This is a genomic window from Acidovorax sp. 210-6 (genome assembly GCF_010020825.1).
GTDB lineage: Bacteria > Pseudomonadota > Gammaproteobacteria > Burkholderiales > Burkholderiaceae_C > Simplicispira > Simplicispira sedimenti.
This window is the reverse complement of the sequence record NZ_JAACJE010000001.1, coordinates 1,492,729-1,515,275: the sequence shown is the minus strand read 5'-3', so window position 1 is coordinate 1,515,275 and position 22,547 is coordinate 1,492,729. Positions and strand designations below refer to the sequence as shown.

The window sequence follows — 22,547 nt, the reverse complement described above, 5'->3', positions numbered from 1 at the left end:
TGGTTCATTGCACAGTCCTTATCGCTTCACACACTCCCCTCTTCAAAAATCCACGCGCGCCGACACGAACAGGCGGCGGGCACGCTCGGCGTAACCGAAGCTGGCGGACTTTTCCGCCAGGTTCACGTTGCCGATGTTTTCCAGCCCGGCGCGCAACGCCAGCTTGCGCTGGCCGTCCAGCGCGATCTGCTTGCCCACGCTGGCGCTCCACAGCGCGTACGAAGGCAATGGCTTGCCGTCGGTGGCCGTCTGGCTGCCGATGAACTCGGCCGCCACGCGGGCGCTCCAGCCGCTGGCGTTCTTCCACTCCAGACGCGAGGTCAGGCTGCTTGAGGGCCGATCGGCCAGCTTCTTGCCCGTGGTCTTGTCGCGCGTGTTGAGCAGCGTGAGGTCGTTGCTCCAGCTCCAGGCGCGGGTGATGTCCCAGGCCACGCCCGCCTCCAGGCCCCGGATGCGCGCAGCGTTGATGTTGTCGTACTGGTAGGTACGCCGCGTACCGACAGTGCTCAGCAGGCGGTACGTGATGAGGTCTTTCACCTCGGTGTTGAAGGCCGTCGCGCGCAGCGTCCAGCCGGGCGCGGCCTGCCAGTCGGCGCCCACCTCGAAGGAGTTGGACGACTCTGGCTTCACGTTGGCATTGCCCATGAAAGTATGCGGCCCTTCGGCGCCCACGTAGTTGGGCGAGATCTGCTTGAGCGTGGGCGCCTTGAAGGCATGGCCGAAGCCGCCCTTGACGACGAGCGCCGGGCTGGCCTCCCACACCAGGTAGGCGCGCGGGCTCAGCTCGCTGCCAAAGAGCTGGTGGTTGTCGGCGCGCAGGCCGGCGGTGAGCATGAGCGCATCGGTCAGGGCGATTTCGTCCTGCACGAACAGGGCCTTGTGCGTGGCCGAGTCGCTGCCGTTCTTCAGGCCCGCGTTGACCAGGGTTTCATCGCGCCACTCGCCGCCCACGGTGAGCTGGTGGCTGCCCAGCTTGAAGCTGGCGTGGCCGTCGAGCACGTCGTCCGTCATGTTCTGCGGCCGCGTGGGCGCCACGCCGTTGCTGGCCGTGTTGACGATGTCGATCTCGCTGCGGTAGGCACGCACACGGCCGCGCCACTGGTCGAAGCGCCCTTCCCAGCCCACATGGGCCTGCGTGCGGTCGATGTCGTAGCTGCTGCGGTAGGCGCCCTTGGTGGTGGAGGTGGTGTCGTAGAAGCGGCGCTCGTTCTTGCCCGTCCAGCCGGCCTCCAGGGTTTGCTGCGGCGTCAACGCGAAGCTGGCGCTCAGGCCACCGGCCTGCGAGTGGTGGCCCTCGATCTCGGAGACGCGCGGGTCCTTGCGGTCCGCCACCGGCGCGGCGTGCGAGACCTCGCCGTTCACGCGCAGCGTGAGGCGCTCGCCCACCGGCCCGGCGGCAAACACCGAGGCCTTGCCCGTGGGCTCGCCCTCGCTGGCACTGGTGGGGTTGCTGCCCGTGATGCCGACCGAGCCGATCCAGCGGTCCTTGGGCTGGCGCGTGATCATGTTGACCACGCCGCCCAGCGCCTCGGAGCCGTAGAGCGCCGACATGGGCCCGCGAATGACCTCGATGCGCTCGATGGCCGACAGGGGCAGCCAGCCGTACTGGTAGTCGGAGTGGCCCACCACGTCGTCCGAGGCGCTGATGCGCCGCCCGTCGATCAGCGTGAGCGTGTGCTTGCCCTCCAGGCCGCGCAGCGCCAGCGTCTTGCGCCCGCCCACCTGGCGCGGCGAGAGCGTGAGGCCGGGCGCGCCGCGCACGGCGTCGAGCAGGTCTGCGGCGTTGCGCGCCTCCAGCTCCTCGCGGCCGATCACGGTGACGCTGGCGGGCGCGGTGCGCACGTCCTGCTCGGCCAGGGTGGCGGTGACGGTGACGGCGGGCAGCGCCGTGGCGGAGGCCTGTGCCAACAACTCGGGCGCCGTGGCGGACTGGGCCCGCGCCTGCGCGCCCGCCAGCAGCAGCAGCGCGGCCAGGGCCACGGGGCGGCGCGCCAGGGCGCCACGGGAGAGAGAACGGGAAACGTCAAGAACCATGGTGAAAAACTCCTGAGTCGAGAAAACCAGTGAAGACCCAGGTGGCGGCGGCTGCCAGGGATGCATTCGAGAAAAGGAAAAACAGCGGGCGGCTTCAGCCGGGCGCGTAGAACGCGGCGGGGGGCAGCTTGCCCCCGAGCAAGCCGGGGTTGCGCGCCATGAGCTGGCCGAAGAAAAACTCCAGCTCCTCGCGCGCCTGCGGCAAGGGCACGGCGTCCATCTGGCTCACGGCGATGGCATCGGCCACGGCCTCGGGGGTGAGCAGGTCGATGTGGCGGGCCATCATGCGGCCGCACTCCATCGCGTTGTCGCGGCACCAGGCCAGCGATTGCGCGTAGGCCCGCGTGACGGCGGCCAGCGCCTCGGGCTGCGCGCGCAGGGCGCCCACGGCGGCGATGCCCGCTTGCGGCAGGCGCGCGGGGCGCTGGTACAGGCGGCCCCATTCCTGCTGCATGTCGGCGCCCCGGTGCAGCTCGGGCGCGATCAGGCCCACGGGGAAGGATTGGGTCTTGCGCAGCGCCAGCGAGACGGCGGGCTCGGACAGCAGCGCGTGCGAGACGCGGCGCGTGATGAGCAACTGCATGGCCTCCATGGGCGTGGGCACGTAGCGGATGCGGAAGTCGCGCAGCGGGTCCAGCCCCTGCTTGGCCGCGAGCAGCTGCAGCACGATGTCGGGCATGTCGCCCCGGAAGGGCACGGCGATTTCCTCGCCCTTGAAAGCCGCCAGCGTCTTGCGCGCCGCATCGCGCGTGACGATCCACTGCGAGCCCCAGGTGGAGATGTTGAGCAATGCGACCCCGGCACCCCGGTTGTAGAGGTTGGCGGCCACGTTGCTGGGCATGGCCAGCACGTCGGCCTTGCCACCCATGGCCATCATGCGCAACTGGTCGGGGTCGCGCCAGGCAGTGAACACGGTGCGCTGCGCCACGCCCTGCAATGCGTTGGTTTCAGCCATGTGGATCAGCGGCGCCGAGACGATGGCGGGCGGCCCGGCCAGCGTGAGCTGCGGCAGCGGCGCGGCCATGCCCAGCGCGGGCGCGGCGGCCAGGGGCGCGGCCAGCCAGGCCAGGGCCTGGCGGCGCGAAAGCGGGGCCTGTGGGATCAGAAAATCATCGTGCATGGTCGTCGTGCTCCACGCCCATCGCGGCCCGGTGCCGCCGAGGCACGGGCCGCAAGGGCGCACCGGAAAATCAAAAAATCAGAACCTGTAGGTCAAGCCTGCGGTGAGGCTGCGCCCCAGGCCGGGCAGGTAGCCCGGTTGTGCGGCGGTGGCCTGGTTGCGGATGGCGTAGCTGCTGGCGTAGCGGCGGTCGGTCACGTTGTCGGCCTGCAGGTACACGGCCCAGGGGCCTTCGCGCCATTCGACCTTCAGGCCCAGCAGCGCATACGACTCCTGCTGCGTGCCCGGCGTGTTGGCGTGGTCGGTGGGCGTGCTCACCGGCACCCAGCGCAGGTTGGGGCCGAAGCGCCAGGCACCCATGCGCACCATCAATTCGGCGTTGAGCAGGTGGCGCGGCACGCCGGCGATCTGCTTGCCGGCGTACTCGCCCGCACGGAAGCGGAAGTCGCTGTAGGTCCAGCTTGCGCGGTAGTCCAGCGCGCCGGTGCCCAAGCGCTGGCTGCCCGCAAGGCCCAGCTCCACGCCCTGGTGCAGCGTACCGCCCCGGTAGTTGTAGGTGCCGACCTTGATGCCGTTGGCGTCGGTGGTGGAGATGAGTTCGTCGGCGACCACGCTGCGGTAGACCGCCGCGTTCCATTGCAGGGCCTGCGCGCCCTCGCCCAGGCGGCCCTGGCCTCCGAGTTCGAGCGTGGTGGCGCGCTGCATCTTCAGGCGCACCAGTTCGGCGCTGGCGGCAGCCGGGTTGTTGGGCGCCACGGTGGCGCTGAGGATTTCCCAGTAGGTGGGCGCCTCCTGGCTGCGGCTGAGGTTGGCCCACAGGCGCGTGGCGGGCGACAGGTCCCAGTTCACGCCGAGCTTGGGCGTGGCGAAATTCCAGCTTTGGTCAAGCTGGGCCGCGCTGGTGCGGCTGGCGGCGTCGCGCGTGATCTGGCTCCACTGCAGGCTGCCCAGCACCGTCCAGCCCGGGGCCACGCGCCAGTCGGCAGCGGCCAGGGCCTGCAGGTTGCGGGCATCCAGGTCGTAGGAGCCAAAGCGCTGCATCTGCTGGCCGTTGGCCGGGTTGGTGGCATACAGGTCGCGCTCCATCTGGCTTTGCGCCCACGACAGCGCGGTGCGCCAGCCCACGGCCCCCGCCTGCCCGCCCGGACGGCCGCTGGCCTGCCACTGCGCGCCCAGGGTGCGGCTGTGGGTCACGGTGTGGCTGGTCTGGTTGTTGAACAGGTCGTCGGTATCCTGCCAGTACACGCCCACTTCCTGGCGCAGGGCCTCGCTGCCCCAGGTAGAGCGGTTGGCCAGGCGCAACTGCGAGGCCTCGCGGCGCGGGTCGCGCTTGTACACGTTGAGCAACTGGTCCTGCGGCGTCTTGCCGTCGCCCATCACGCCGCGCGGGTTGCTGGTGACGCGATCCTTGGGCACCACGCTGGGAATCTGGAAGGCCAGGTCGGTCCAGTTCAGGTAGGTGCGGTTCTGGAAGCCACCGTCGCCCTGGAAGCCCACGTTGGCCTGCAAGGCATCGCGCTGCGAAGCGGAGTGGTGGCGGTAGCCGTCGTAGCGGTCGCTGCTGACGGACACGCGGCCGTCGAGCCGCTCGCCCACCGCGCCCACGGCGCCCTGCAGTCCCTGGCGGCCGAAGCTGCCCACTTCGGCGCGCACGCGACCGCGCTCGTCGGCCCCGGTGAGCGAGACAAAGTCCACCTCGCCGCCCAGGGTGGTGGCGCCCGGCGTGGTGGCATTGGCGCCGCGCCGGGCGCTGATGTAGGCCGCGTTGCGCGGCTCGACCAAGCCGATGATGAAGGAGCCGTCGGCCTCGTTCAGCGGCAGGCCGTCCTGCAGCAGCAGCACGCCGCGGTTGACCGGGTTGCTCTGAATGCCCGAGCCGCGGATGCCCAGGCGCGGCTGGTCGGTGCCGCCAAAGAAGTCCTGCAGCATGATGCCGGGCTGGTAATCCAGCGCGTCGCGCAACGTGGCCAGGCGCGCCTCTTTCTGCGGCTCGGCCAGGTTGGTGCCGCCGGGCACCTGCGCCAGTTGCTCGCGCTCTTGCTCGAGTGTTTTGCGCGCAGGCATTTCGGCGCTGGAGCGGCTCGATTGCACGGTGACGGAAGGCAGGCTGGCCGCATTCTGGGTCTGGGCCTGCGCAGCCAGGGCGGACATCAGCACTACACCGGCGGTGGCCCGCAGGACGAAGCCGGTGGAGTTCGGGGAGAGGATCGGTTGCATGTAAATATTGTTGGTAGTAATTCGCATTTGCAATATGATCCGAGAAACCACCTGTATCCGACAATGACTTTTGTCAACATCCAGAGCTCGCCGCAGCTTGTGATCCACCGCTTGGCCCTGCACCCGCTGCTGCGCGAGTTGCCTATCGACCTTCTGCAGGGGCTGTGCGTGCGTGCCGAAATGCGCCACTACAAGGCCGGGGAAGTGGTCTTTCACGAAGGCGACCCTGCCCTGCACTGGCTGCTGGTGGAGCGCGGTCATGTGGAGCTGGTGCGCTTTGGCTGCGACGGCAACGAGCGCGTGTACCACCGCTTTGGCGCAGGCCAATGCGTGGCCGAGGTGGCCATGTTCATGGCGCATGGCCGCTATCCCATGCAGGCCCGGGCCGTGGGTGGCACCTCGGTGTGGCGCATGGAGCGGCAGATGCTGCAGCAGGCCTGCGCCAGCCACCCTGCCCTGGCGCTGCGCCTGCTCGAGGACTTCAGCCGCAGGCTCTACCACTACATCAACGAGGTGGAATGGTTGACCGTGAGCAGCGCCCCCCAGCGCCTGGCCGCCTACCTGCTGCGCCTGGCCGCCGACCAGGGCCCCCGCCTGGAGCTGCCCGGCAGCCAGCGCCAGATGGCGGCCCACCTGGGCATACGCCCCGAAACCCTGAGCCGCCTGCTGGCGCAGTGGCAGGCGCGTGAATGGCTCAGCGGCGAGCGGAGGCACTGGACGCTGCTGGACACCACCCCGCTGCGCCGCCTGGCCGGGGCGCTGGTGCGCACGTTCTGAAAATGCAGCGCGCAAGCGCTACCATCGGGCGCTTTCCACCGCCCGAGCCTGCCATGCAAATTGCCACCTGGAATATCAACAGTGGCCCCACATCCTCCAACGACGTGTCAGCAAAGTATTAAATCTCCTTTGCTGACAATGAGTTATTGGATCATAGCGTCTCACGAGAGCGCATCCAAGCGCGTGATCTGCCGGTAGCTACGCTGGTAGCTAGGCGGATTCTCTAGGTCTAGCTACCAGTCCTGGAACGGCGTAGAGTGTCTCCAATATAGCCGCAGGTGAGGCCTTGCCTGGGGTGGGAGACGCAAACATGGGCAAGCAAGTTCATTTACTCGACGACATCCAGATCAAGCACTGGATGAAGCAGGGAGCGCCGGTCGCCAAGTCCGATGGCGACGGACTGACGTTCACGCTGTCCGCCTCGGGAACCGCGGCCTGGGTGCTCCGGTACAGCCTGCCAGGTAGTCGTCGGCGAGAGCTGACGATAGGCAACTACCCGGACGTTTCCCTTGCTAAGGCCAGGCAGATAGCGCGCGAGGAACGCGCAGCCATCGACCGAGGCGAAGACCCCGCGAACCGTAAGAAGGTCGTGAAGATGGAGTCCAAGATGTCTTGGACGGTCCGCGCGCTGATTGCAGACTTCAAGGAGAAGAAGCTCGGTCCGGACGATCTCGCCGTGGGCACCATCTACTACCGCAAGTGGGATCTGGAAAACGTGATCCTACCCAAGCTCGGCTCGATGCGCGTGGACAAGGTTTCGCCAGCCCACGTCGTGCATGTCATCGAATCCGCGGAACGCAGTTGGACCGTATCGAAGCGGATCCTGACCTCCTGCAAGCAGTTGTTCGCACACGCTTGTGGCAAGAAGCTGATCTATTCGAATCCGGCCCTGGGGATCGACATCACCTCCTTGATGGGACCGCGTCCACCCGTGCGCAAGCGGGTCATGCTCTCGGAAGACGAACTCTGCATCCTGCTGAAGGACATCGAGGACATCGGCTTCGAGAACGCCCTGGCCTTCCGGATCTTGCTGGCGACCTGCGTCCGCTCCGTCGAACTGTCGAAGGCCCGCTGGGAGCACGTGGATCTCGACAAGGGAGACTGGTGGGTGCCGGATACCGTGGTCAAGACACGGGCAGGCTTTCTCGTGCCCCTCACGCCCACGGTGGTCGGTTGGTTCAAGGAGCTCAAGGAACTGGCGGGCGACTCCGATTGGGTGCTGCCCTGCCGCGTGGAGCGCCGCAGGCGGCGCTTCGGCGGCGACATCCATGTGGGCGGCACGACCTTGTGGGCCGCCATCACGCGCGCTTTCGAGCGGGGCGACATCGAGATCCGGCGCTTCACGCCGCACGACACGCGCAGCACGGCCAAGGGCCACATGCGCAACATGGGCATCAGCCGGGAGATCTCAGAGATCGCGCTCAACCACGTGCTCAAGGGTGTGGAAGGCATCTACGACGTTCGCGAGGAAATACCCGAACGCCGCGTGGCGCTCGAACGCTGGGCCGAGTTCATCGCCAGATGCGAAGCTGCTGCGAACCGTCCCCAATGCGTGCTGGCCGCTTGACGGCCGCCCAAAGGAGACCGCAAAGCGCTCGCCGATTCCTCAATGGCGTAGAGCCATGCGGTCCGTCCGGCCCTGGCCCAACCGTCGACGTCCTCGCAGATACCTCGGAGCGGCAAGCGCTGCGTTCGATGGCCCGGCTATCGGCCACAGCGCTGGCTGTGAGCGCAGTCCCCGCACAGATGCGGAGCCCCGTTCGCACGTGGCTGAAGGGCTCCCCTCAGCAGTTGCCTGCGACGCCTGGCCAGCGCCACCACCTCTCGCGCGGGCAAGAGGCGCACGCGTCGGCAGCCTAGAAACCGCCCGTCCGGGGCCTGAATGAGCACGTACGCATGCGACGCGACGGGTTGCCCCGACTCGCTGCCCAGCGCCATCCGCTGCGCAGACAGCTCGATCACGTCCGAGGGATAGGCCCGCGCATGCGCGCGCGTCTTGAGCTCCAGCAGCACGAACACCCCATCCCGGCGCCGGTACGCACGGTCGACCTTCGCTGAAATCGCCTCTGGCTCCCCGACGCGGAAAGGCCGCTCGCTGTAGATGAGCTCGGCGCGCCGCAGCTCTCCGGGAAGGCGGGCCCAGCCGTTGGGGCGGCCCATGAGCCAACGCCGTGCGCTCCACAGCAGCAGGCCGACAGCAAGCCCGCATGCGACGACCACTTCAGCGGACATGATGCACCTCCATGCGCCGGCAGCGCCACCCTGCGTACCAGACCATCAGCGACAGGGCGTGGCGAAGCGGGATGCAGGCCCACGGATGGCGGCAAAGCCAGGCACAGACGAGCGGCGCTGCGCGGTAGTACCACACGATCAGGCGGCATCCCGGGCCGCTGGTGCGCAGCACGCCGTCCCGATAGCGTCGCAGGACCTCGGTTTGCGGGGCGGCACTTCCGAAGATGTGGGTCGCGATGAAGCACCGGCCCCGCCGGCCGGGCCGCTCCGCCGCGGCCTGCGCGTCGAATGCGGCGTGCAGGCGCAGGCCCCGCTGGAGCGCTTCGTGCTGCGCGGCGGAGACCTTCCGTCCGTGGCGGTGATCCAGAGCCACCCTGCGCTCGCACATGCCCATGGCGGCCAACTCGGATGCACTGACACCGCTGCTCTCGCCGCGATCCATCGTTCCATGTCCCATACCGCCCCCTATTCGCCCAGCGGCTCGGCGAACACCAGGTCGGTCACGGCACCGGACCCGAAGCCCGCGGGGGCAACTGCTTGCGGCGCCTCTGTGGCGGGACGGCCCGCGATCGCCTCCCCTGCGGGCGCCGGCGCCGGCAAGGTGACGGCGCGCAAGCCCTCATGTGCCAGCAGACGCAGCCGGTTCACCCGCTTCACGCCCTTGCCGAACCGGATCAGGTCGTCGTAGAGCGGCGGGTTGTCGTCCCGCGACATCTCGAACAGGAGCCGGATCGTGCCATCGTTGCGGCTTTCCTCGCTCATCGCACACCTCCGGCATCGGCGCCGCTGCGGCCGGCAAGGTAGTTCATCCCCGCGATCTGAAACCCGCGCACGTTGGCGAACATGCCGTCCCGGAGCACCAGCACCCGCTGGCGCGGAAACGCCGCCCGGACGGCGCCCTTGAACAGATGGACGCCGCCACCGGCCATCACGATGTTGTGGAAGCCCGTCGCATCTCCGATCCAGTGCAGCATCGACGAGATCGCCTGGCCGGTGATCTTCTCGACCATCGGCCGCATCCGTTGCAGGTCGTACGGCCGCTGGTAGATCGTGGGCGCCCTGCCCGCTCGCAGCGCCGCATCGACCGCATCGAGGTCTCTGTACTGAACGCCGATGTCCAAGGTGATCTCCGAGGCCAGTGCCTGAAGCACGTCCGCAACGCCTCGGGGCACGGAATGGCTGCGCTTCTGCACGAAGCGCACGCCCCGCGCGACCACCCAATCGAAGGTCCGGTATCCGGGGTCGAGCACGAGACTGTTCTCCCCCGCGATCCGGTCCATCTTGCCGGCGACGGACGCGAAGTAGACCAGGGCACCCTGCGGCTGCGCGACCGCCATGGTCTTGTGCACGACCACCCGACGGCCTCCGCCGACATCGTGCGTCCCCGTCATGGCCCGCTCGAGCTTTGCCTTGCGCGCCGCCAGCAGTGCCACGGGCAGACCGACGACGAGCAGGTGTATCTCCGACACCTTCATCATGCGAAGGGCACCCCTGAGCAGCGCCAGGTACTCCGGCGTCTCCGTGTAGCGGTCGTGCATCTGGGAAGGCCGGAAGGCATCGCCGGCGAGCACGACATCCGGCCCCACCTCGTAGAACAGGCCGCCAATGGGGATGCACATCGTCGCGCGGCTCTCGATCGCGGCGGCCTTGGAGGAATCCCTCGCCGCCGGATAGCACAGCGAAGGAAAGCTCGTGCACCGGATCTCGGTGCCGGCCACCCCCGTGACGAACTTGGTATGGCCGAACCCGACGTCTACGGCCCTGACCACTGGATTCATATGGTTCTCCTGAACTGTGTTGCGAAACGGGCGGCCATCGACGGCGCCCACGCGGACCGCGCCTGGGCATCCCATGATTCCGTTCGGGCGCGACTCCACCCCGACCACGGTCTCAGTTCGTCCCGCGCCGTCCCATACAGGCCGGGCGCTGCGCATTCCGTCTCACCACGGTCTCACGGGAGTCCCACGCGTCAAGGGGGCGTCTGGGATCGGAGGGCTCGGCCCGAGGCTCATTCCCTCAGGGGCGCTTCAAAGAGCCCGGAGGTCACGCTGGGGTCCAAGGCCGCGAGGTCTGCATGCTCGCCCCCGTCCTCGCTGCCGAGGGCGGGACCGGCTTGCGCCGGCGCTGGCGCGGCGGGACCCGACAGCTTCAGCTGGCTCGCCAGCAGACCGTCATGGGCCAGGGTGCGCAGCCGCGCGACGCGCCTGCGCCCCTTCTTCAACTGCACGAGTGCGTCGAACAGGAGAGGATCGTCGCTGCGGCTCAGCTCCAGGGTGACGCGGATGCGCAAGGCCTGCGACCGGCGTGTCTCATCGCTGTCCATCTCGGTCCTCGCCGGCAGTGCCCTGGGCCTTGAGGAGGTTGTCCCCCGCGATCTGGAAGCCCTTCACGTTGGCGAACATCGGCTCCTTCACCACGTAGATCTTGTGGTTCGGAAACGCCGCCTTGACCGCGTCCTTGAACATGAACGCGCCGCCACCGACGAGGATCACGTTCTGGATGCTGTAGTCCTCCGTGATCCACTCCATCATCGACGAGACGGCGCGGCGCGCGACCGCGCGCGCGGTCGGCAGGATCGGAGCGAGGTCGTAGGGCTTCTGGTAGATCATCAGCGGCTTGCCGGTGCGCAAGGCCGCATCGATGGCAGGCAGGTCGCTGTAGGGCCGGCCGATGTCGCTGCTGATCTCCTGGGCGATCGTCTTGAGGACATCGGACATGCCGCGGTTGACGGAGTTGCTGACCTTCAGGACCAGCCGCATGCCCCGCGACAGCAGCCAGTCGAAGGTGCGCGAGCCCGGATCGATGATGAGGCTCTGCTCGTGCTCGATGCTCTTTTGCTTGTGGTACGCTGCCGTGTAGTAGACGAGTGCGCCCTGCGGCTGGGCCACGGCGACGGCCTTCCTCACCTCCACCGTCTTGCCGCCGCCGAGATCGTGCACGCCCACCATCGCCTTCTCCAGATAGGCCTTGCGTGCCTGGAAGGACGACACCGGCAGCCCCACCACGAGCAGGTCGATCGCGCTGAGCTTCATGTAGGCCATCGCACCGCGCGCCAGCGCCATGTACTCGGGCGTCTCGACGTACTGGTCGTGCAACTGCGTCGCCCGGAAGGTGTCCGCCGCCAGGTGGACTTCCGGCCCGACCTCGTAGAAGGTTCCGTCGATCGGGATGGCCACCGTCCTGCGGCGCTCGGCTGCCGGCCTCGTCGCCGGGTCCTTGGCGCTGGTATAGGCCAGCGACGGGAAGGACGCGCACTTGATCTCCTGCTCCGTGTGCCCGACGACGAACTTCGTGTTGCCGAAGCCGACGTCGATGGCCCTGACGATCTTGCTCATTGCAGGCTCCTTGCCGTGGACACAAACATCCGAAAGGGTCGTCTACCGCGCTCCGGATGCGCAACGAGAAAGTCGAGCGTTTGTGAGCGGATTTCGCCGACAGCTCCACCGGACGGCCCGCGAGGCATGCCTTGGTGCCGGTGCGCGCCACGGCGGCGCCTGTGCGCAAGCCTGCGGCGGCGCAAGCCGAGGTCTGGCCGAAAGGCGTCTGCCCCGGTAGCGGGCTCCGCCGCCGACCGCCCGCGGCTTCGCCCGCTGGCCCGGCGCAGTGGCACCAGGTGCTTCAGGGCAGGTGCCGTCAGGCCGCTCTCGTCGACCGGTGCATGATGGGTCTGCTCCGCGTCGAATTCCCGCGCGAGCCGGAAGGACGTCGCCGCTGCGCCAGCGCAGCCGATGCGACCGGCCTACCCAAGCGAGTTCCTGTCAACGGCCGAAGAGCGTGGGCTCTGGGCATCGTCGCCAGCCTGCCTTCGAAGTGGCGCGCGCCGGTGCGTGGCCTGAACTACCCCGGCAATCCGACATCAGCCATCCCACCGATCGGATGGAACCCTGCAGGCGGTACGCCACCCCGGGCTGGGCCCTTCCGCTTGAGCTCGATGCTCTCGCGGCTGGCGTGGCGGGTGTGGTCCTGCGCGATCGGTTCCAGCGCCTGGCGCCGCTTCGGCTGAAGTTGCGGCTACGGGTGCCGGGCTCAATGCCTGCAGCTTGCATTCGTCGCTGGCTGATCTCAATCCACCTTTGCAGTCCGCAGCCGTAGCGCATTGACAATGACACTGACGGACGACAGCGCCATGGCGGCGGCGGCCACCACGGGCGAGAGGAGCATCCCAAGGAAGGGATAGAGCGCGCCCGCGGCGAGCGGAATGCCCGCCACGTTGTAGACGAAGGTGAAGAAAAGGTTCTGCCGGATGTTCCGCATGGTGGCGTGCGACAGCTTCCGCGCACGGACGATTCCCGTCAGGTCGCCCTTGAGGAGGGTTACCCCGGCGCTTTCCATCGCCACATCCGTCCCGGTGCCCATCGCGATGCCGACCTCGGCCGCGGCAAGCGCCGGCGCGTCGTTGACACCGTCACCGGCCATGGCCACCACGCGGCCCTCGCCCCGAAGGCGCTGTACGATCTTTGCCTTGTCCTCGGGGAACACCTCCGCGACCACTTCGTCAATGTCAAGCTCTCTGGCAACGGCGTCCGCCGTGGTCCTGCCGTCGCCCGTGAGCATGACGATGCGCACGCCGGCTTCGCGCAGTCCTCGCAGGGCCTCCGGCGTGGTCTCCTTGATGGGGTCCGCGATCGCCACGAAGCCCGCCAGGCTGCCGCCCAGCGCAACAAAGATGACCGTCGCCGACCTGGCACGCTGCTTCTCCGCCGCCGCCTCCAAGGGCGAAACGTCGATGCCGCGCTCCTTCAGGAACTTGGCTGCCCCGCTGATCAGGTCCACACCGTCGACCCGTCCGACGACGCCCTTGCCCACGGGCGAGTCGAAGTTGCTCACTTCGGAAAACGGGAGCTTTCGTGCCTGGGCAGCCTGGACGACTGCCATCGCCAGCGGATGCTCGCTCGCCCGCTCCACGCTGGCCAGCTTCTGGAGCAGGTCGTCGCGTCCAAAGCCTTCGGCCGCCTCGATGTGCACGACCTTCGGCCGCCCCTCGGTCAAGGTCCCGGTCTTGTCCACGACCAGGGTGTCGACCTTCTCCATTCGTTCGAGGACCTGGGCATCACGGATCAGCACGCCCTGTTGGGCCCCTCGGCCGACGCCCACCATGATGGACATGGGCGTGGCCAGCCCCAGGGCGCAGGGGCAGGCGATGATGAGTACGGCAACCGAAGTGATGAGCGCGTAGGAGAGCGAGGGGTCGGGCCCCCACACCAGCCAGACGACGAAGGTCAGCAAGGCCACGGCGATGACGATCGGCACGAACCAGGCCGCCACTTCGTCGGCCATGCGCTGGATCGGCGCGCGGCTGCGCTGTGCGGCCGCCACCATGTGGACGATCTGGGAGAGCAGTGTGTCGGCACCGACCTTGTCCGCCCGCATCACGAAGCCGCCCGTCTGGTTAAGGGTGCCGGCGGTGACCTTGGAACCGGCAGCCTTGGGCACCGGCATGGGTTCACCCGTGACCATGGACTCATCGACCGTTCCCTTGCCCTCGATCAGTTCCCCGTCCACGGGCACCTTCTCGCCCGGCCGCACCCGCAGGCGCTCGCCGACCTGGATGGTGTCGATCTGGACCGTCTCGTCGCTGCCATCCGCCCGCACGCGCAGGGCCGTCTTCGGCGCCAGGTCGAGCAAGGCCTTGATGGCGCCCGACGTCTTCTCGCGCGCGCGCAGTTCCAGGACCTGACCGAGCAGCACCAGCACCGTGATGACAGCCGCTGCCTCGAAGTAGATTGGCACCGCGCCTTCATGGCCCCGCAGTTCGGCGGGAAACAGGTCGGGCGCAAGCGTGCCGACGATGCTGTAGAGCCAGGCGGCACCCGTTCCCAGCGCGACGAGCGTGAACATGTTGAGGCTGCGGTTCCGGATCGACGCCCAGCCGCGCGCAAAAAACGGCCAGCCTGCCCAGAGGACCACCGGCGTGGCAAGGAGCAACTGCAACCAGTTCGAGGTTTGCGCCGGAAGGAGATGCCAGCCCACGAGGTGACCGCCCATTTCCAGGACGAACACGGGCAGCGCCAGCGCCAGCCCGATCCAGAACCGGCGCGTCATGTCGCGCAGTTCGGCGCTTTCGCCCGTGGTGCCCGTCGCGATCACCGGCTCCAGCGCCATTCCGCAGATCGGGCAGTTCCCTGGTCCCCTCTGGCGGATCTGCGGGTGCATCGGGCACGTGTATTCCGCATCCTTGTCACCTTTGCCCGCCGCTGCAGGTGCAGCCAGCGGTGCCGCCGCGTGATGCCGATGATGGTCATGCCCGTGCTGCGCAGGTCCGGGTCCGCCGTGGCCGGGCGGGAGGCCGACCGGCTCCAGGAACATTCCGCACTTCGGACACTTCCCGGGCTCCGCCTGTCTCACCTCCGGATGCATCGGGCAGGCGTAGCCCGCGCGCGGCGCCGGAGCCATTGGCTCGGCGGCGCGAGATGGCCCCTCGTGCTCGTGATGGCTGTGAACATGTTTGGCGGAGGAGGAGGTCGCGTTCTTGTCCATGGCTTGTATGTCGCTCCCACCAGGTGCAGGCCAAAATTCACCCATGCGCCCGGCACAAAACTCTCGGAGATAAGCCGCAGCGGCAGCGGCGCTCTTGGCCCTGCCGTTCCGACCGCGGACCGCACCTGCGGACAACCCTGGATGCAGACCCTCTGTGCGATCGCCACCATCCCAGCCACGGCTACCGGGATCGACACCTGTTTCCCAGGGATGTCGGCCTTCGATCGCGGCAGGTCTTTCCCTGCCGGCTAAGGACCTTGCGATCGTACTGCCGCAGTGCCTGTGGCTCATGTCGAGGACTTTGAGACGACCCATCAGGAGTTCACGTCGAGGTTGATGGGGAGACTATCGACCTTGACACTGTGAGAGGGTCAAGCGTCTTCCGTAGCCGTCCAGGGTGGGGCTGTGGCTGGGCGAGGAGCTGCAAAGGGGCGTGCCGAGAGCCGTCTGGACAAAACTTCCGCTCGCCATGCGGTCAGACCGCCCTTCGCCGCTGCTTCAAGGACAGTTCAGGCGCCCGCACTTCGAAGCGCTCGCTCCGCGCCGTTGTTCGAGCATCCTTCAACTGCGGCCTTCGCCTCATCGCGTCTCACGCCGTATCGCCGGCGCCGCCTTCCAGGTCGGATTCACAACCAGAGTCATACCCCCTCTTTGTCAACCCCCTCTCGCGCGAGCGCCCCCCAGGGGGAATCCAGACATAGAGCGGCCTCGCAGGAAGCTGTGATCGCCACCCCGAAGCCCCGCGCATGGCCTTGACGACGCCGCAGCGCCGGTGTCCACTGAGGGCTCCCGAAGGCTCCTTGCCCTCGCTCCCATCGGTGGAGCGCAAAAAGGCGTAGCGGTCGTTACCCGCCCCTCATGTCCCGGCCCCGAGCCCGGACCGAGTCCTGCCACAGAGCAGCACTCCGAGGAATCCATTCGTAGTGAAAGCCCGCGACCTGCCAGCCCTTGCGGCTGGGCGTCCTCCAAGGACGCGTCGCGGTGCAGGTCAAACCGTTCGCCGGGCACCCGATGCCCAGGCACTGTTCCCGCCACCTTCCGAGCACGCGCATCGCGCGGCACACGGTCGTGCTTGCCCTGATGGGCTCCACGTGTGTCCCCGCTCGGACATCTGACGCTCTCCGGCCACGGTCAGGAGAGCGACCCAGCAGATGGGTGGCGCTACGAATCCAGCACTGATCCCGCAGACGTGCACCGGCCAGACCGGTGCGCGGCGCTCACGGACCTCCAAGGCCGTGAACCTCCAAGGTCATTGGCGCACCCCACCCTGTGTTTGCCGCGGAAACGCGCGCGCAGGACCGGATCAACCCGTGTTCATTTTTAAGAACGACCGCGCCGCCGCGCTGCCCCTGGCAGCCGTGCAGCGAAACCCTGGGTAGGTGCCGTGCGGCGTGGCCGCGCACGGCGCTCGACGCATCGGCCACCGTCCGCCGCTGGCACCGGAATTCCCCAGCGACGGCACGCAACACCCCCCGGATTTCCTTTCACACCCGATGGCACGCGCTCGGGACGCGGGCCGCACGACAGGAGAGAGACCGATGAATGCCCATGCCCCTTCGCCCACCCGGAACCGCAGGCGGCCCGCGCGGCCGAAGAACACATCCCGCCGCCACCCCGGGCGGCGCCACCGGGACTGGTCGGGCCTGAGCGCCGCCGACGTGCTGGCCCGCCATCCGCCGGGATCGACGCCGCCCGAGGAAGTACTGGAGATCCTGCTGAAGCTGTTCAACGAACAGCACACGGCCATGCTCAAGAGCGTGTCGCACAAGACGCGCCACGACCGGGCGGTGTTCCTGCGGCGCTTCCTGCGCGACCTCCAGGCCAAGGCGGGGTTCCCCACGATGCCCGACCCGCGCAACATCGGGGGGCGCCACATCCAGGCGATGGTGAGCCTGTGGCGCCAGGATAGGCTCGCGGCCGCGACCATCCAGACCTACCTCAGCTTCCTGCGGGGGCTGGCGCAATGGATCGGGAAGCCAGGGCTCGTGCGCAAGCCGGACGCCTATGGCCTGGACGTCACGGAATACCAGCGGCACGAAGTCGCGCAGCGCGACAGGACTTGGAGCGGTGCCGGGATCGACATCGAAGCCCTGATCGCGCAGGTGTGCGCCTACGACCGCCACGTGGGAGCGGCCCTGCGGCTGATTCGTGCCTTCGGGCTGCGCCGCAAGGAAGCCGTCATGATGCGGCCCCATGCCTGCGTGGTGCCCTTCTCGGCCACCAGGCTGCCGCCGGAGCGCCAGAAGGCCGAGAGCTACCTCTGGGTGTGCCAGGGCAGCAAGGGGGGCCGACCCCGTTTCGTGGCCATCGCCACGGCGCAGCAGCGGCAGGCCCTCGCGTATGCGAAGTCCGTGGCCGGTGCTGCCGACGCCCACTTGAGCAACCCGTCGCGCGACCTCAAACAGAACCTCAACCACTTCAGCTACGTGATGCGGCGCTTTGGCCTGTCCCTCAAGGAACGCGGCGCGACCGGCCACGGGCTTCGGCACGAGGTCTTCGTGGAGGTCTGGGTGAATGGCACCGGCACCCAGCCCCCGGTGCGGGGAGGCACGCTCCCGCCGAAGGATGTGCGGGAGGCCGCGCAGCAGGATATCGCCGAGATGGCGGGCCATGCCCGCAATCGCGCGGCCGGGGCGTACATCGGATCGGTCCGCGCGCTGCGTCCTACGGCACGGGCCACGGTGGACGGCCCGTCCCGCGGCCAGGGCACGGCCGGCGACGAAGGCGCTGCGAATCCCTCTGCCGTCAGGCAGCCATGAAGGGGAAGCCCGAGGGGTATTCGGCGGTCCATGCTGCTGCAGCGCCTGTGCTTCGCCGCAGCAACGGCCAGACTGCCCCGGCAACAAAAACGCCCCCGGCGTCCGCAATGGACCAACCGGGGGCGCAAGCTACATGGGCTTCGCGAGGCTCATGGCATCGGCAACACCTCGAAGTCCTCGTCGGGATAGATCCGGGCGCCGCGCCGCCGCGCCTCGCCCACGGTGATTTCCTCTTCGCTGACCCCGTACCGCCAGAGGGCAGCGCAGCGGGCAAGGGGTTCGTCCGTCTCGCTGACCTTACCGATGTCCACGGCAACGCCGTCGCGGACCACGAGAACCCGCCAGTCCTTCATGTTCATGCCTTGTACTCCTGTCGTCGATGTGCCCCGGACGGGGCGGTTGTGCTTGAGTAGGCCGCCCTCTCGGCCCTGCGCGGGCTGGGGGGGCTGGCCCGGGGATCAGGCACCCTCGGCCACGGCCTCTTTGGGCTGCGGATCAGCGGCGTCGGCGTCTGCATCGCCCTCGCCGGTCCCGGCCGCGCCCGGGGCGTCGTCTGCTGCGCCGGCCTGCGGCCCCGGCACGTCGTCGCTCTCGCCTTCGTCCTCGTCGGCGGGTGCCGCATCCGGCTGCGCCGCATCGTCCGGGGACGGCAGGCGCAGCATGGCGGGAAGCCATCCGGTCGCGGCGACCGCCTGCTCGGCACCGCTGGCCGCTGCGTCCTTCTTGAGCGCCTGCAGCGGGGCGGCGGCCTGGGCGCTGACCGCCTCGGTCACGACTTCGGCGATGCGGGCCTTGGACACGTGGTTGAAGTAGGACCCCGCCGTGGCCTTCCACCACTTGCTCATGTCCAGGCCCAGCGCCAGGGCAAGGCCATCGGTGCGCTGCTTTTTCGGCTCGGAGGGATAGACGCCGCTGACGGTGAGCGCGACCAGGAAGGTGAACAGGCGCGAGATGGCCGCCGCATCCAGGGTGAGCATCCAGGGCAGCACGGCATCCACCTTCTGCGGCAGCAGCGCCTGCCAGTGCTTGCGCTCGGCCTCCAGCGCCTGCCACGCCGCGCATGCCTTGATGTCGTCGGCGTCCTGGTGCAGGATCGCGTGGGTGTCGGAGACGCCCAGCGTGAGGGGATCGCCGCTGCTGTACAGGTGCTGGTAGCCGTCGATCAGCAGCTTGGTCGCCATCTGCGCAGTGGCCACCGCGACCGCCACGTCGGGACGGCCCAGCAGTTCCGCCTGGATCGCCGCGACACGGTGCGCGGTGAGGTTGCGCGTCAGGCGGTCGGAATGGACGGGCCGGGTCTTCGCGGCGGGCAGGGACACCAGCGCGGGATCGCCCTCGCCGGCCAGCGCGCTGCCGTTGCGCGTGGCCTGGGCCAGTTGCGCCATGTCGGCGCGGTCGTCCGGGCGGATCAGGCCGTAGCGCACGGCGGGCGCGGCATCGGTGCCCACGTAGACCACGCAGCCCGCCTGCGACATGAGTTCGGGCGGCCAGACCGACAGCGCCTCGGTGATCGCCTCCATCTTGGCGTTCAGGTCGTCGCACTCGGCTTCCAGGCGGCGGTACTCTTCCTCGGCGGCGCTGTCGTCTTCCTCCTGGTCGCAGATGTCGTCCATGCGCTGGGTGCGCTCGGCGACCTGCGCCTCCAGGTTGTCCAGTTCGGCGGCTTGCTCGGCGCTGGGCTCGCGCGCGGCCTTGCGCAACTCGCCATGCTTGGCGTATTCGTCGCTGACGTAGCGGGCGCGGACGTCCACCCACTTCCAGCCCTCGGCGCCGACCTGCTTGGCCTTGCGCTGCAGCTTGGCCACGGCCAACTGGTCGAGCAGCACCGGGTCGAGCAGGTAGACCTTCTTCTCGTCTTCGCTGAACAGGTCGCGCCGCGTGGGACCGCCCGCCTTCTCGTAGGCCTTGACCGTGACGTAGCGTGCCACGGGGTTGCGGTCGGACTCGATTTCTCCCTGCGTGAGGATGCGGCGCAGGTGGTCGGGGTGGCGGTTCCACGCATCGAGCCCGGCCCAGGCCTGTTCCTGGCGTTCGTGGTCGTCCACCGAGGCCAGCACCATGAGGCATTCGAGGTCGATCTTCTTCTCGCGGTACTGCGCCATGAGCTTGGGGGACACCGAGGCGAGCTTCATGCGGCGCTTGACCACCAGCGGCGTGACGCCGAACGCCGCCGCCACGTCCTCGACGGACCTGCCCATGCCGATGAGCTTGGCGAAGGCGAGGAACTCGTCGGCCGGGTGCATCGGCACGTGGTACGTGTTCTCCGTGAGGCTGGACAGCAGCCCCCGGTCGGCGGGCACGACCAGCACGGGCACGGGGTAGTTCTCCGGCAGGTCGCCTGCGGCCACCAGCAGCCCGATGGCCTGCAGGCGGCGGCCGCCCGCGCAGACCTCGTGCAGGTTGCGCGGGCCCTTGACCGCGATGAGGTTCTGCAGCACGCCGCATTCCTTGATGGAGGCGGCCAGCTCGGTGAGGCTCATCTGCGGCTTGCCGCCCGGCGCAGGGCTGGGCGTGCGTGCCTGGTAGTCGACGGAAAGGACCAGCTGGTTGAAGGGGATGTAGGTGCGCGGCGAGGCCTCGATGATGGCCTCGACTTCCGCTTTGGAAATCTTCATGGGTGCTCCTGATGGATGGACGCCGGACGCGGCGGGATGCCTCGTCCGTGAGTCCAGGTTCTCACCCGCCGGCGCTTCATCAAGGGCACGCGCGGCTGCCCCCCCGCAGCGGCGCGCGGGACCGGCTGGCGCGGCAACGGGAGCGCCCGACGAGCCCCCTCTAGAATTCCCGCTGTGCAGCTTCGATGCACGCGGGGGCATGCGCCCCCAGCCGCAAACGCAAAAGAAGGGAAACATTCCATGGCAACTGCGAAGACAACCGCCAAGGCCGCTGCGCCTGCGAAGAAGACCGCGAGGGCCTTTGCTCCCGCAAAGAAGACCGCCCGGGCCGATGCGCCTGCGGCGAAGGCCGCCGCGCCCATCAAGCCCATCAAGGACGCGCTCAACAAGACCGCGCTGGTCAATCACATCGCCGCGCAGGCCGACGTGGACGCCAAGTCGGTCAAGGCGGTCCTGGCCGCGCTCGAAACGGCCGTCCTCGGCTCGGTCGACAAGAAGGGCGTGGGCACCTTCACGCTGCCCGGCCTGCTCAAGCTGGACGTGGTGAAGGTGCCGGCCAAGAAGAAGCGCTTCGGCAAGGATCCGTTCACCGGCGAGGAGCGCTGGTTCCCGCCCAAGCCGGCATCGGTGAAGATCAAGGCCCGCGCGCTCAAGAAGCTCAAGGACGCCGCCCTCTGACCCCGTCCGGGTCCGGGCGCGCGTCCGGATCCGGAACCGGTTGCGGGTCCGCGCGGCTGCGCAACCGGGTCGCCGCGGTTGCGCAATCGCGCGAACCCTCGCGGCGACATCGGGCAGGGAGCCGGCGCCTGTTCGCATCGCCAGCAGCCTGTCTCCCGCTCCATCCATTGCCGGGGCACCCGGCAGTCCTTCCGCAACCACGCGGAAATTCGAGGTCTCATCCGAGCGCTGCCGCGTCGGAGGCGATGCCGCTGCAGGCGGATCGCACCGCAACGAGGCCCGTGACGTAGTCCATGGGTGGGAGCCTCGCCCGGCCCCGCACACCACTGGCACTTGCGTGCCCGGCGCACCTGCCGGCCCGTCCACATGCTGCCGCCACGAACCCGGGTCGGGGACAATACGCGCTTTGTCCGTCTTGCTTTCCGTGTCTGCTCCCGTCTCCTTCTCCGTTCTGTTGCTGCTAGATGCCCCCCATGGCAGCCTGGCCGAGATCGAGCTGACGCGCGCGGACCTGCCGGTCGGCACGCGCAGCCACTGGCTCTGGATCGAGGAGAGAACCGTCACGGAGCTGCAGGCCATCGGCACGGGAACGCCGTCAAGGAAGGCATTCGACCGTGCGGTCCTGGCCCTGGACGGCGAGCGGGCCGAACTAATCTGGCCGAGCGGCCTGTGCGACGCGCTCAAGGTCGACCCCGGGCGCATGCTGCGTCCCGAGTTCCTGCGGCTCGTGCATCAGCACGTGAACTGAGAAGCCCGCGCGCCCCGCTGCGCGCGCTGGCGCATCAGTTCGGCATAGCGAGCGCTGACGGCCGCGCCGTCGAGACAATCCACCGCGATACCGACCGCCCGCGCCACACGTCGGCGCACCGAGGCGAGGTGGCGGGCCTCGGCGGGCGTCGGCATGCACACCGGCCAGCCCGCTTCATAGAGCAGGTGCGGGGGAATCTCGGCTTCCGCGGCCTGCCGCGCCGCGGCCCGCTCCTTGGCCTCGGCGACCCCGGCCCACAGCGGCGCGTCGAGCAGGTCGGGGGCCACGTCGCCCAGCCAGCCGCCCGGCTGGAACGAGAACGTGCTGCGCGCCTCCAGCGCCACCAGTTCCCGGTAGACGGCGGCGTTGTCCCCGCAGCGCGATGCGGCGCCCAGGTCGCTGCGCGAGGCCAGCACGCAGAAGGCGCAGGACACGCGGCTGCTGCCGTAGATGCGGTAGGCCTCGTGCAGCACGCCGCCGTGCAGGCTGATGTAGTCGAGCACGTCGCGGCGCGGCCAATGGATGATGGCGTTCCAGGTCAGGCCCAGGCCGCGCGCGCGGGTCAGCGCCGCATCGCGCTTGGCGACCGGCTGGCGCGACCGCGCGGCGCTCTCCTCCCAGCGCAGCCCGAGCGCGGAGACTACGGGGCCGACAGGGTGCCGTGCGCGGATTGCCCTGGCGATGATCTGCGTCTTCATCTCCGAGGTATTAGGGCGACCGAATCTGCTTTGTGTGAACAACCTCCCTGAACCCCCTTGATCCAAGAGGGGCGCGGGGCTGTTGACACTCACAGAGCAGGACATGGTTGCCTGGCGTTATGGGGTACTTTGACCCATCTGTTAACTCCGAAAGCGATCACCTTGATTCCCAGATTCCGAGCATCCCCTTCA

The 22,547-nt window shown here is 68.6% G+C and carries 18 protein-coding genes; 5 read left to right on the top strand and 13 right to left on the bottom strand.

Annotated features, from left to right (window positions below; translation table 11 throughout):
* Nucleotides 1-42: 42 nt before the first annotated feature.
* The 3 genes from GWK50_RS07005 to GWK50_RS06995 form a co-directional block, all read right to left on the bottom strand.
* Nucleotides 43-2,034, bottom strand: a complete 1,992-nt coding sequence (locus GWK50_RS07005) for a TonB-dependent receptor (protein WP_162015755.1) — start codon at nt 2,032-2,034, stop codon at nt 43-45.
* 94 nt (nt 2,035-2,128) lie between these two features.
* Nucleotides 2,129-3,154, bottom strand: coding sequence for an ABC transporter substrate-binding protein (locus GWK50_RS07000; protein ID WP_197904985.1), 1,026 nt, complete (start codon nt 3,152-3,154; stop codon nt 2,129-2,131).
* A gap of 78 nt (nt 3,155-3,232) precedes the next feature.
* Nucleotides 3,233-5,371, bottom strand: a complete 2,139-nt coding sequence (locus tag GWK50_RS06995) for a TonB-dependent receptor (RefSeq protein ID WP_162015754.1) — start codon at nt 5,369-5,371, stop codon at nt 3,233-3,235.
* A 63-nt stretch (nt 5,372-5,434) separates the two neighbouring features.
* On the opposite strand from GWK50_RS06995, the gene GWK50_RS06990 reads away from it, so the two are divergent.
* Both GWK50_RS06990 and GWK50_RS06985 read left to right on the top strand, forming a co-directional pair.
* Complete coding sequence (locus GWK50_RS06990) at nt 5,435-6,148, top strand: Crp/Fnr family transcriptional regulator (protein ID WP_162015753.1); 714 nt, start codon at nt 5,435-5,437, stop codon at nt 6,146-6,148.
* A 310-nt stretch (nt 6,149-6,458) separates the two neighbouring features.
* Complete coding sequence (locus GWK50_RS06985; RefSeq protein ID WP_059400437.1) at nt 6,459-7,715, top strand: site-specific integrase; 1,257 nt, start codon at nt 6,459-6,461, stop codon at nt 7,713-7,715.
* A gap of 137 nt (nt 7,716-7,852) precedes the next feature.
* Here the strand turns inward: GWK50_RS06985 and GWK50_RS06980 are convergent, their stop codons facing one another.
* The 7 genes from GWK50_RS06980 to GWK50_RS06950 all read right to left on the bottom strand — a co-directional run bounded on the left by GWK50_RS06980 (nt 7,853) and on the right by GWK50_RS06950 (nt 14,857).
* Nucleotides 7,853-8,380 (bottom strand): hypothetical protein, encoded by a 528-nt coding sequence (locus GWK50_RS06980; RefSeq protein ID WP_059400436.1) that lies wholly within the window; start codon nt 8,378-8,380, stop codon nt 7,853-7,855.
* On the bottom strand, nt 8,370-8,822 hold the full coding sequence (locus tag GWK50_RS06975) for a CFI-box-CTERM domain-containing protein (RefSeq protein WP_059400435.1): 453 nt from the start codon (nt 8,820-8,822) through the stop codon (nt 8,370-8,372). The genes GWK50_RS06980 and GWK50_RS06975 overlap by 11 nt, the downstream gene beginning before the upstream one ends.
* Nucleotides 8,823-8,845: 23 nt before the next feature.
* On the bottom strand, nt 8,846-9,142 hold the full coding sequence (locus GWK50_RS06970) for a hypothetical protein (RefSeq protein ID WP_059400434.1): 297 nt from the start codon (nt 9,140-9,142) through the stop codon (nt 8,846-8,848).
* A complete protein-coding gene (locus GWK50_RS06965; protein WP_059400433.1) occupies nt 9,139-10,158 on the bottom strand; it encodes a PRTRC system protein D in 1,020 nt (339 codons plus the stop codon). The genes GWK50_RS06970 and GWK50_RS06965 overlap by 4 nt, the downstream gene beginning before the upstream one ends.
* 230 nt (nt 10,159-10,388) lie before the next feature.
* Entirely contained in the window at nt 10,389-10,703 is a 315-nt protein-coding gene (locus GWK50_RS06960; protein WP_059400432.1) for a hypothetical protein, read from the bottom strand.
* Nucleotides 10,690-11,715 (bottom strand): PRTRC system protein D, encoded by a 1,026-nt coding sequence (locus GWK50_RS06955; protein WP_059400431.1) that lies wholly within the window; start codon nt 11,713-11,715, stop codon nt 10,690-10,692. The genes GWK50_RS06960 and GWK50_RS06955 overlap by 14 nt, the downstream gene beginning before the upstream one ends.
* Before the next feature lie 727 nt (nt 11,716-12,442).
* The gene (locus GWK50_RS06950) at nt 12,443-14,857 is read right to left on the bottom strand and encodes a copper-translocating P-type ATPase (protein ID WP_092939584.1); all 2,415 of its coding nucleotides are present in this window, start codon (nt 14,855-14,857) and stop codon (nt 12,443-12,445) included.
* 1,538 nt (nt 14,858-16,395) lie between these two features.
* On the opposite strand from GWK50_RS06950, the gene GWK50_RS06945 reads away from it, so the two are divergent.
* Entirely contained in the window at nt 16,396-17,616 is a 1,221-nt protein-coding gene (locus tag GWK50_RS06945) for an integrase domain-containing protein (RefSeq protein WP_059400429.1), read from the top strand.
* A 149-nt stretch (nt 17,617-17,765) separates the two neighbouring features.
* Here the strand turns inward: GWK50_RS06945 and GWK50_RS06940 are convergent, their stop codons facing one another.
* Together GWK50_RS06940 and GWK50_RS06935 are read right to left on the bottom strand one after the other, a co-directional pair.
* Complete coding sequence (locus tag GWK50_RS06940; protein WP_059400428.1) at nt 17,766-17,975, bottom strand: hypothetical protein; 210 nt, start codon at nt 17,973-17,975, stop codon at nt 17,766-17,768.
* 99 nt (nt 17,976-18,074) lie between these two features.
* Nucleotides 18,075-20,231, bottom strand: a complete 2,157-nt coding sequence (locus GWK50_RS06935) for a ParB N-terminal domain-containing protein (RefSeq protein WP_059400427.1) — start codon at nt 20,229-20,231, stop codon at nt 18,075-18,077.
* Between the two features lie 240 nt (nt 20,232-20,471).
* Here GWK50_RS06935 and GWK50_RS06930 point away from each other — a divergent pair, with 240 nt between their 5' ends.
* Both GWK50_RS06930 and GWK50_RS06925 read left to right on the top strand, forming a co-directional pair.
* Complete coding sequence (locus tag GWK50_RS06930) at nt 20,472-20,909, top strand: HU family DNA-binding protein (RefSeq protein ID WP_059400426.1); 438 nt, start codon at nt 20,472-20,474, stop codon at nt 20,907-20,909.
* A 406-nt stretch (nt 20,910-21,315) separates the two neighbouring features.
* The gene (locus GWK50_RS06925) at nt 21,316-21,657 is read left to right on the top strand and encodes a hypothetical protein (RefSeq protein ID WP_242455316.1); all 342 of its coding nucleotides are present in this window, start codon (nt 21,316-21,318) and stop codon (nt 21,655-21,657) included.
* Here the strand turns inward: GWK50_RS06925 and GWK50_RS06920 are convergent.
* Entirely contained in the window at nt 21,642-22,355 is a 714-nt protein-coding gene (locus GWK50_RS06920; protein ID WP_242455315.1) for a phosphoadenosine phosphosulfate reductase family protein, read from the bottom strand. The two genes, GWK50_RS06925 and GWK50_RS06920, sit on opposite strands and share 16 nt — an antisense overlap.
* Nucleotides 22,356-22,547: the final 192 nt, after the last annotated feature.

Coding starts and splice junctions, on each gene's coding strand:
- GWK50_RS07005 (WP_162015755.1), bottom strand. CDS start 2,034: ATGGTTCTTGACGTTTCCCGTTCTCTCTCCCGTGGCGCCCTGGCGCGC.
- GWK50_RS07000 (WP_197904985.1), bottom strand. CDS start 3,154: ATGCACGATGATTTTCTGATCCCACAGGCCCCGCTTTCGCGCCGCCAG.
- GWK50_RS06995 (WP_162015754.1), bottom strand. CDS start 5,371: ATGCAACCGATCCTCTCCCCGAACTCCACCGGCTTCGTCCTGCGGGCC.
- GWK50_RS06990 (WP_162015753.1), top strand. CDS start 5,435: ATGACTTTTGTCAACATCCAGAGCTCGCCGCAGCTTGTGATCCACCGC.
- GWK50_RS06985 (WP_059400437.1), top strand. CDS start 6,459: ATGGGCAAGCAAGTTCATTTACTCGACGACATCCAGATCAAGCACTGG.
- GWK50_RS06980 (WP_059400436.1), bottom strand. CDS start 8,380: ATGTCCGCTGAAGTGGTCGTCGCATGCGGGCTTGCTGTCGGCCTGCTG.
- GWK50_RS06975 (WP_059400435.1), bottom strand. CDS start 8,822: ATGGATCGCGGCGAGAGCAGCGGTGTCAGTGCATCCGAGTTGGCCGCC.
- GWK50_RS06970 (WP_059400434.1), bottom strand. CDS start 9,142: ATGAGCGAGGAAAGCCGCAACGATGGCACGATCCGGCTCCTGTTCGAG.
- GWK50_RS06965 (WP_059400433.1), bottom strand. CDS start 10,158: ATGAATCCAGTGGTCAGGGCCGTAGACGTCGGGTTCGGCCATACCAAG.
- GWK50_RS06960 (WP_059400432.1), bottom strand. CDS start 10,703: ATGGACAGCGATGAGACACGCCGGTCGCAGGCCTTGCGCATCCGCGTC.
- GWK50_RS06955 (WP_059400431.1), bottom strand. CDS start 11,715: ATGAGCAAGATCGTCAGGGCCATCGACGTCGGCTTCGGCAACACGAAG.
- GWK50_RS06950 (WP_092939584.1), bottom strand. CDS start 14,857: ATGGACAAGAACGCGACCTCCTCCTCCGCCAAACATGTTCACAGCCAT.
- GWK50_RS06945 (WP_059400429.1), top strand. CDS start 16,396: ATGAATGCCCATGCCCCTTCGCCCACCCGGAACCGCAGGCGGCCCGCG.
- GWK50_RS06940 (WP_059400428.1), bottom strand. CDS start 17,975: ATGAACATGAAGGACTGGCGGGTTCTCGTGGTCCGCGACGGCGTTGCC.
- GWK50_RS06935 (WP_059400427.1), bottom strand. CDS start 20,231: ATGAAGATTTCCAAAGCGGAAGTCGAGGCCATCATCGAGGCCTCGCCG.
- GWK50_RS06930 (WP_059400426.1), top strand. CDS start 20,472: ATGGCAACTGCGAAGACAACCGCCAAGGCCGCTGCGCCTGCGAAGAAG.
- GWK50_RS06920 (WP_242455315.1), bottom strand. CDS start 22,355: ATGAAGACGCAGATCATCGCCAGGGCAATCCGCGCACGGCACCCTGTC.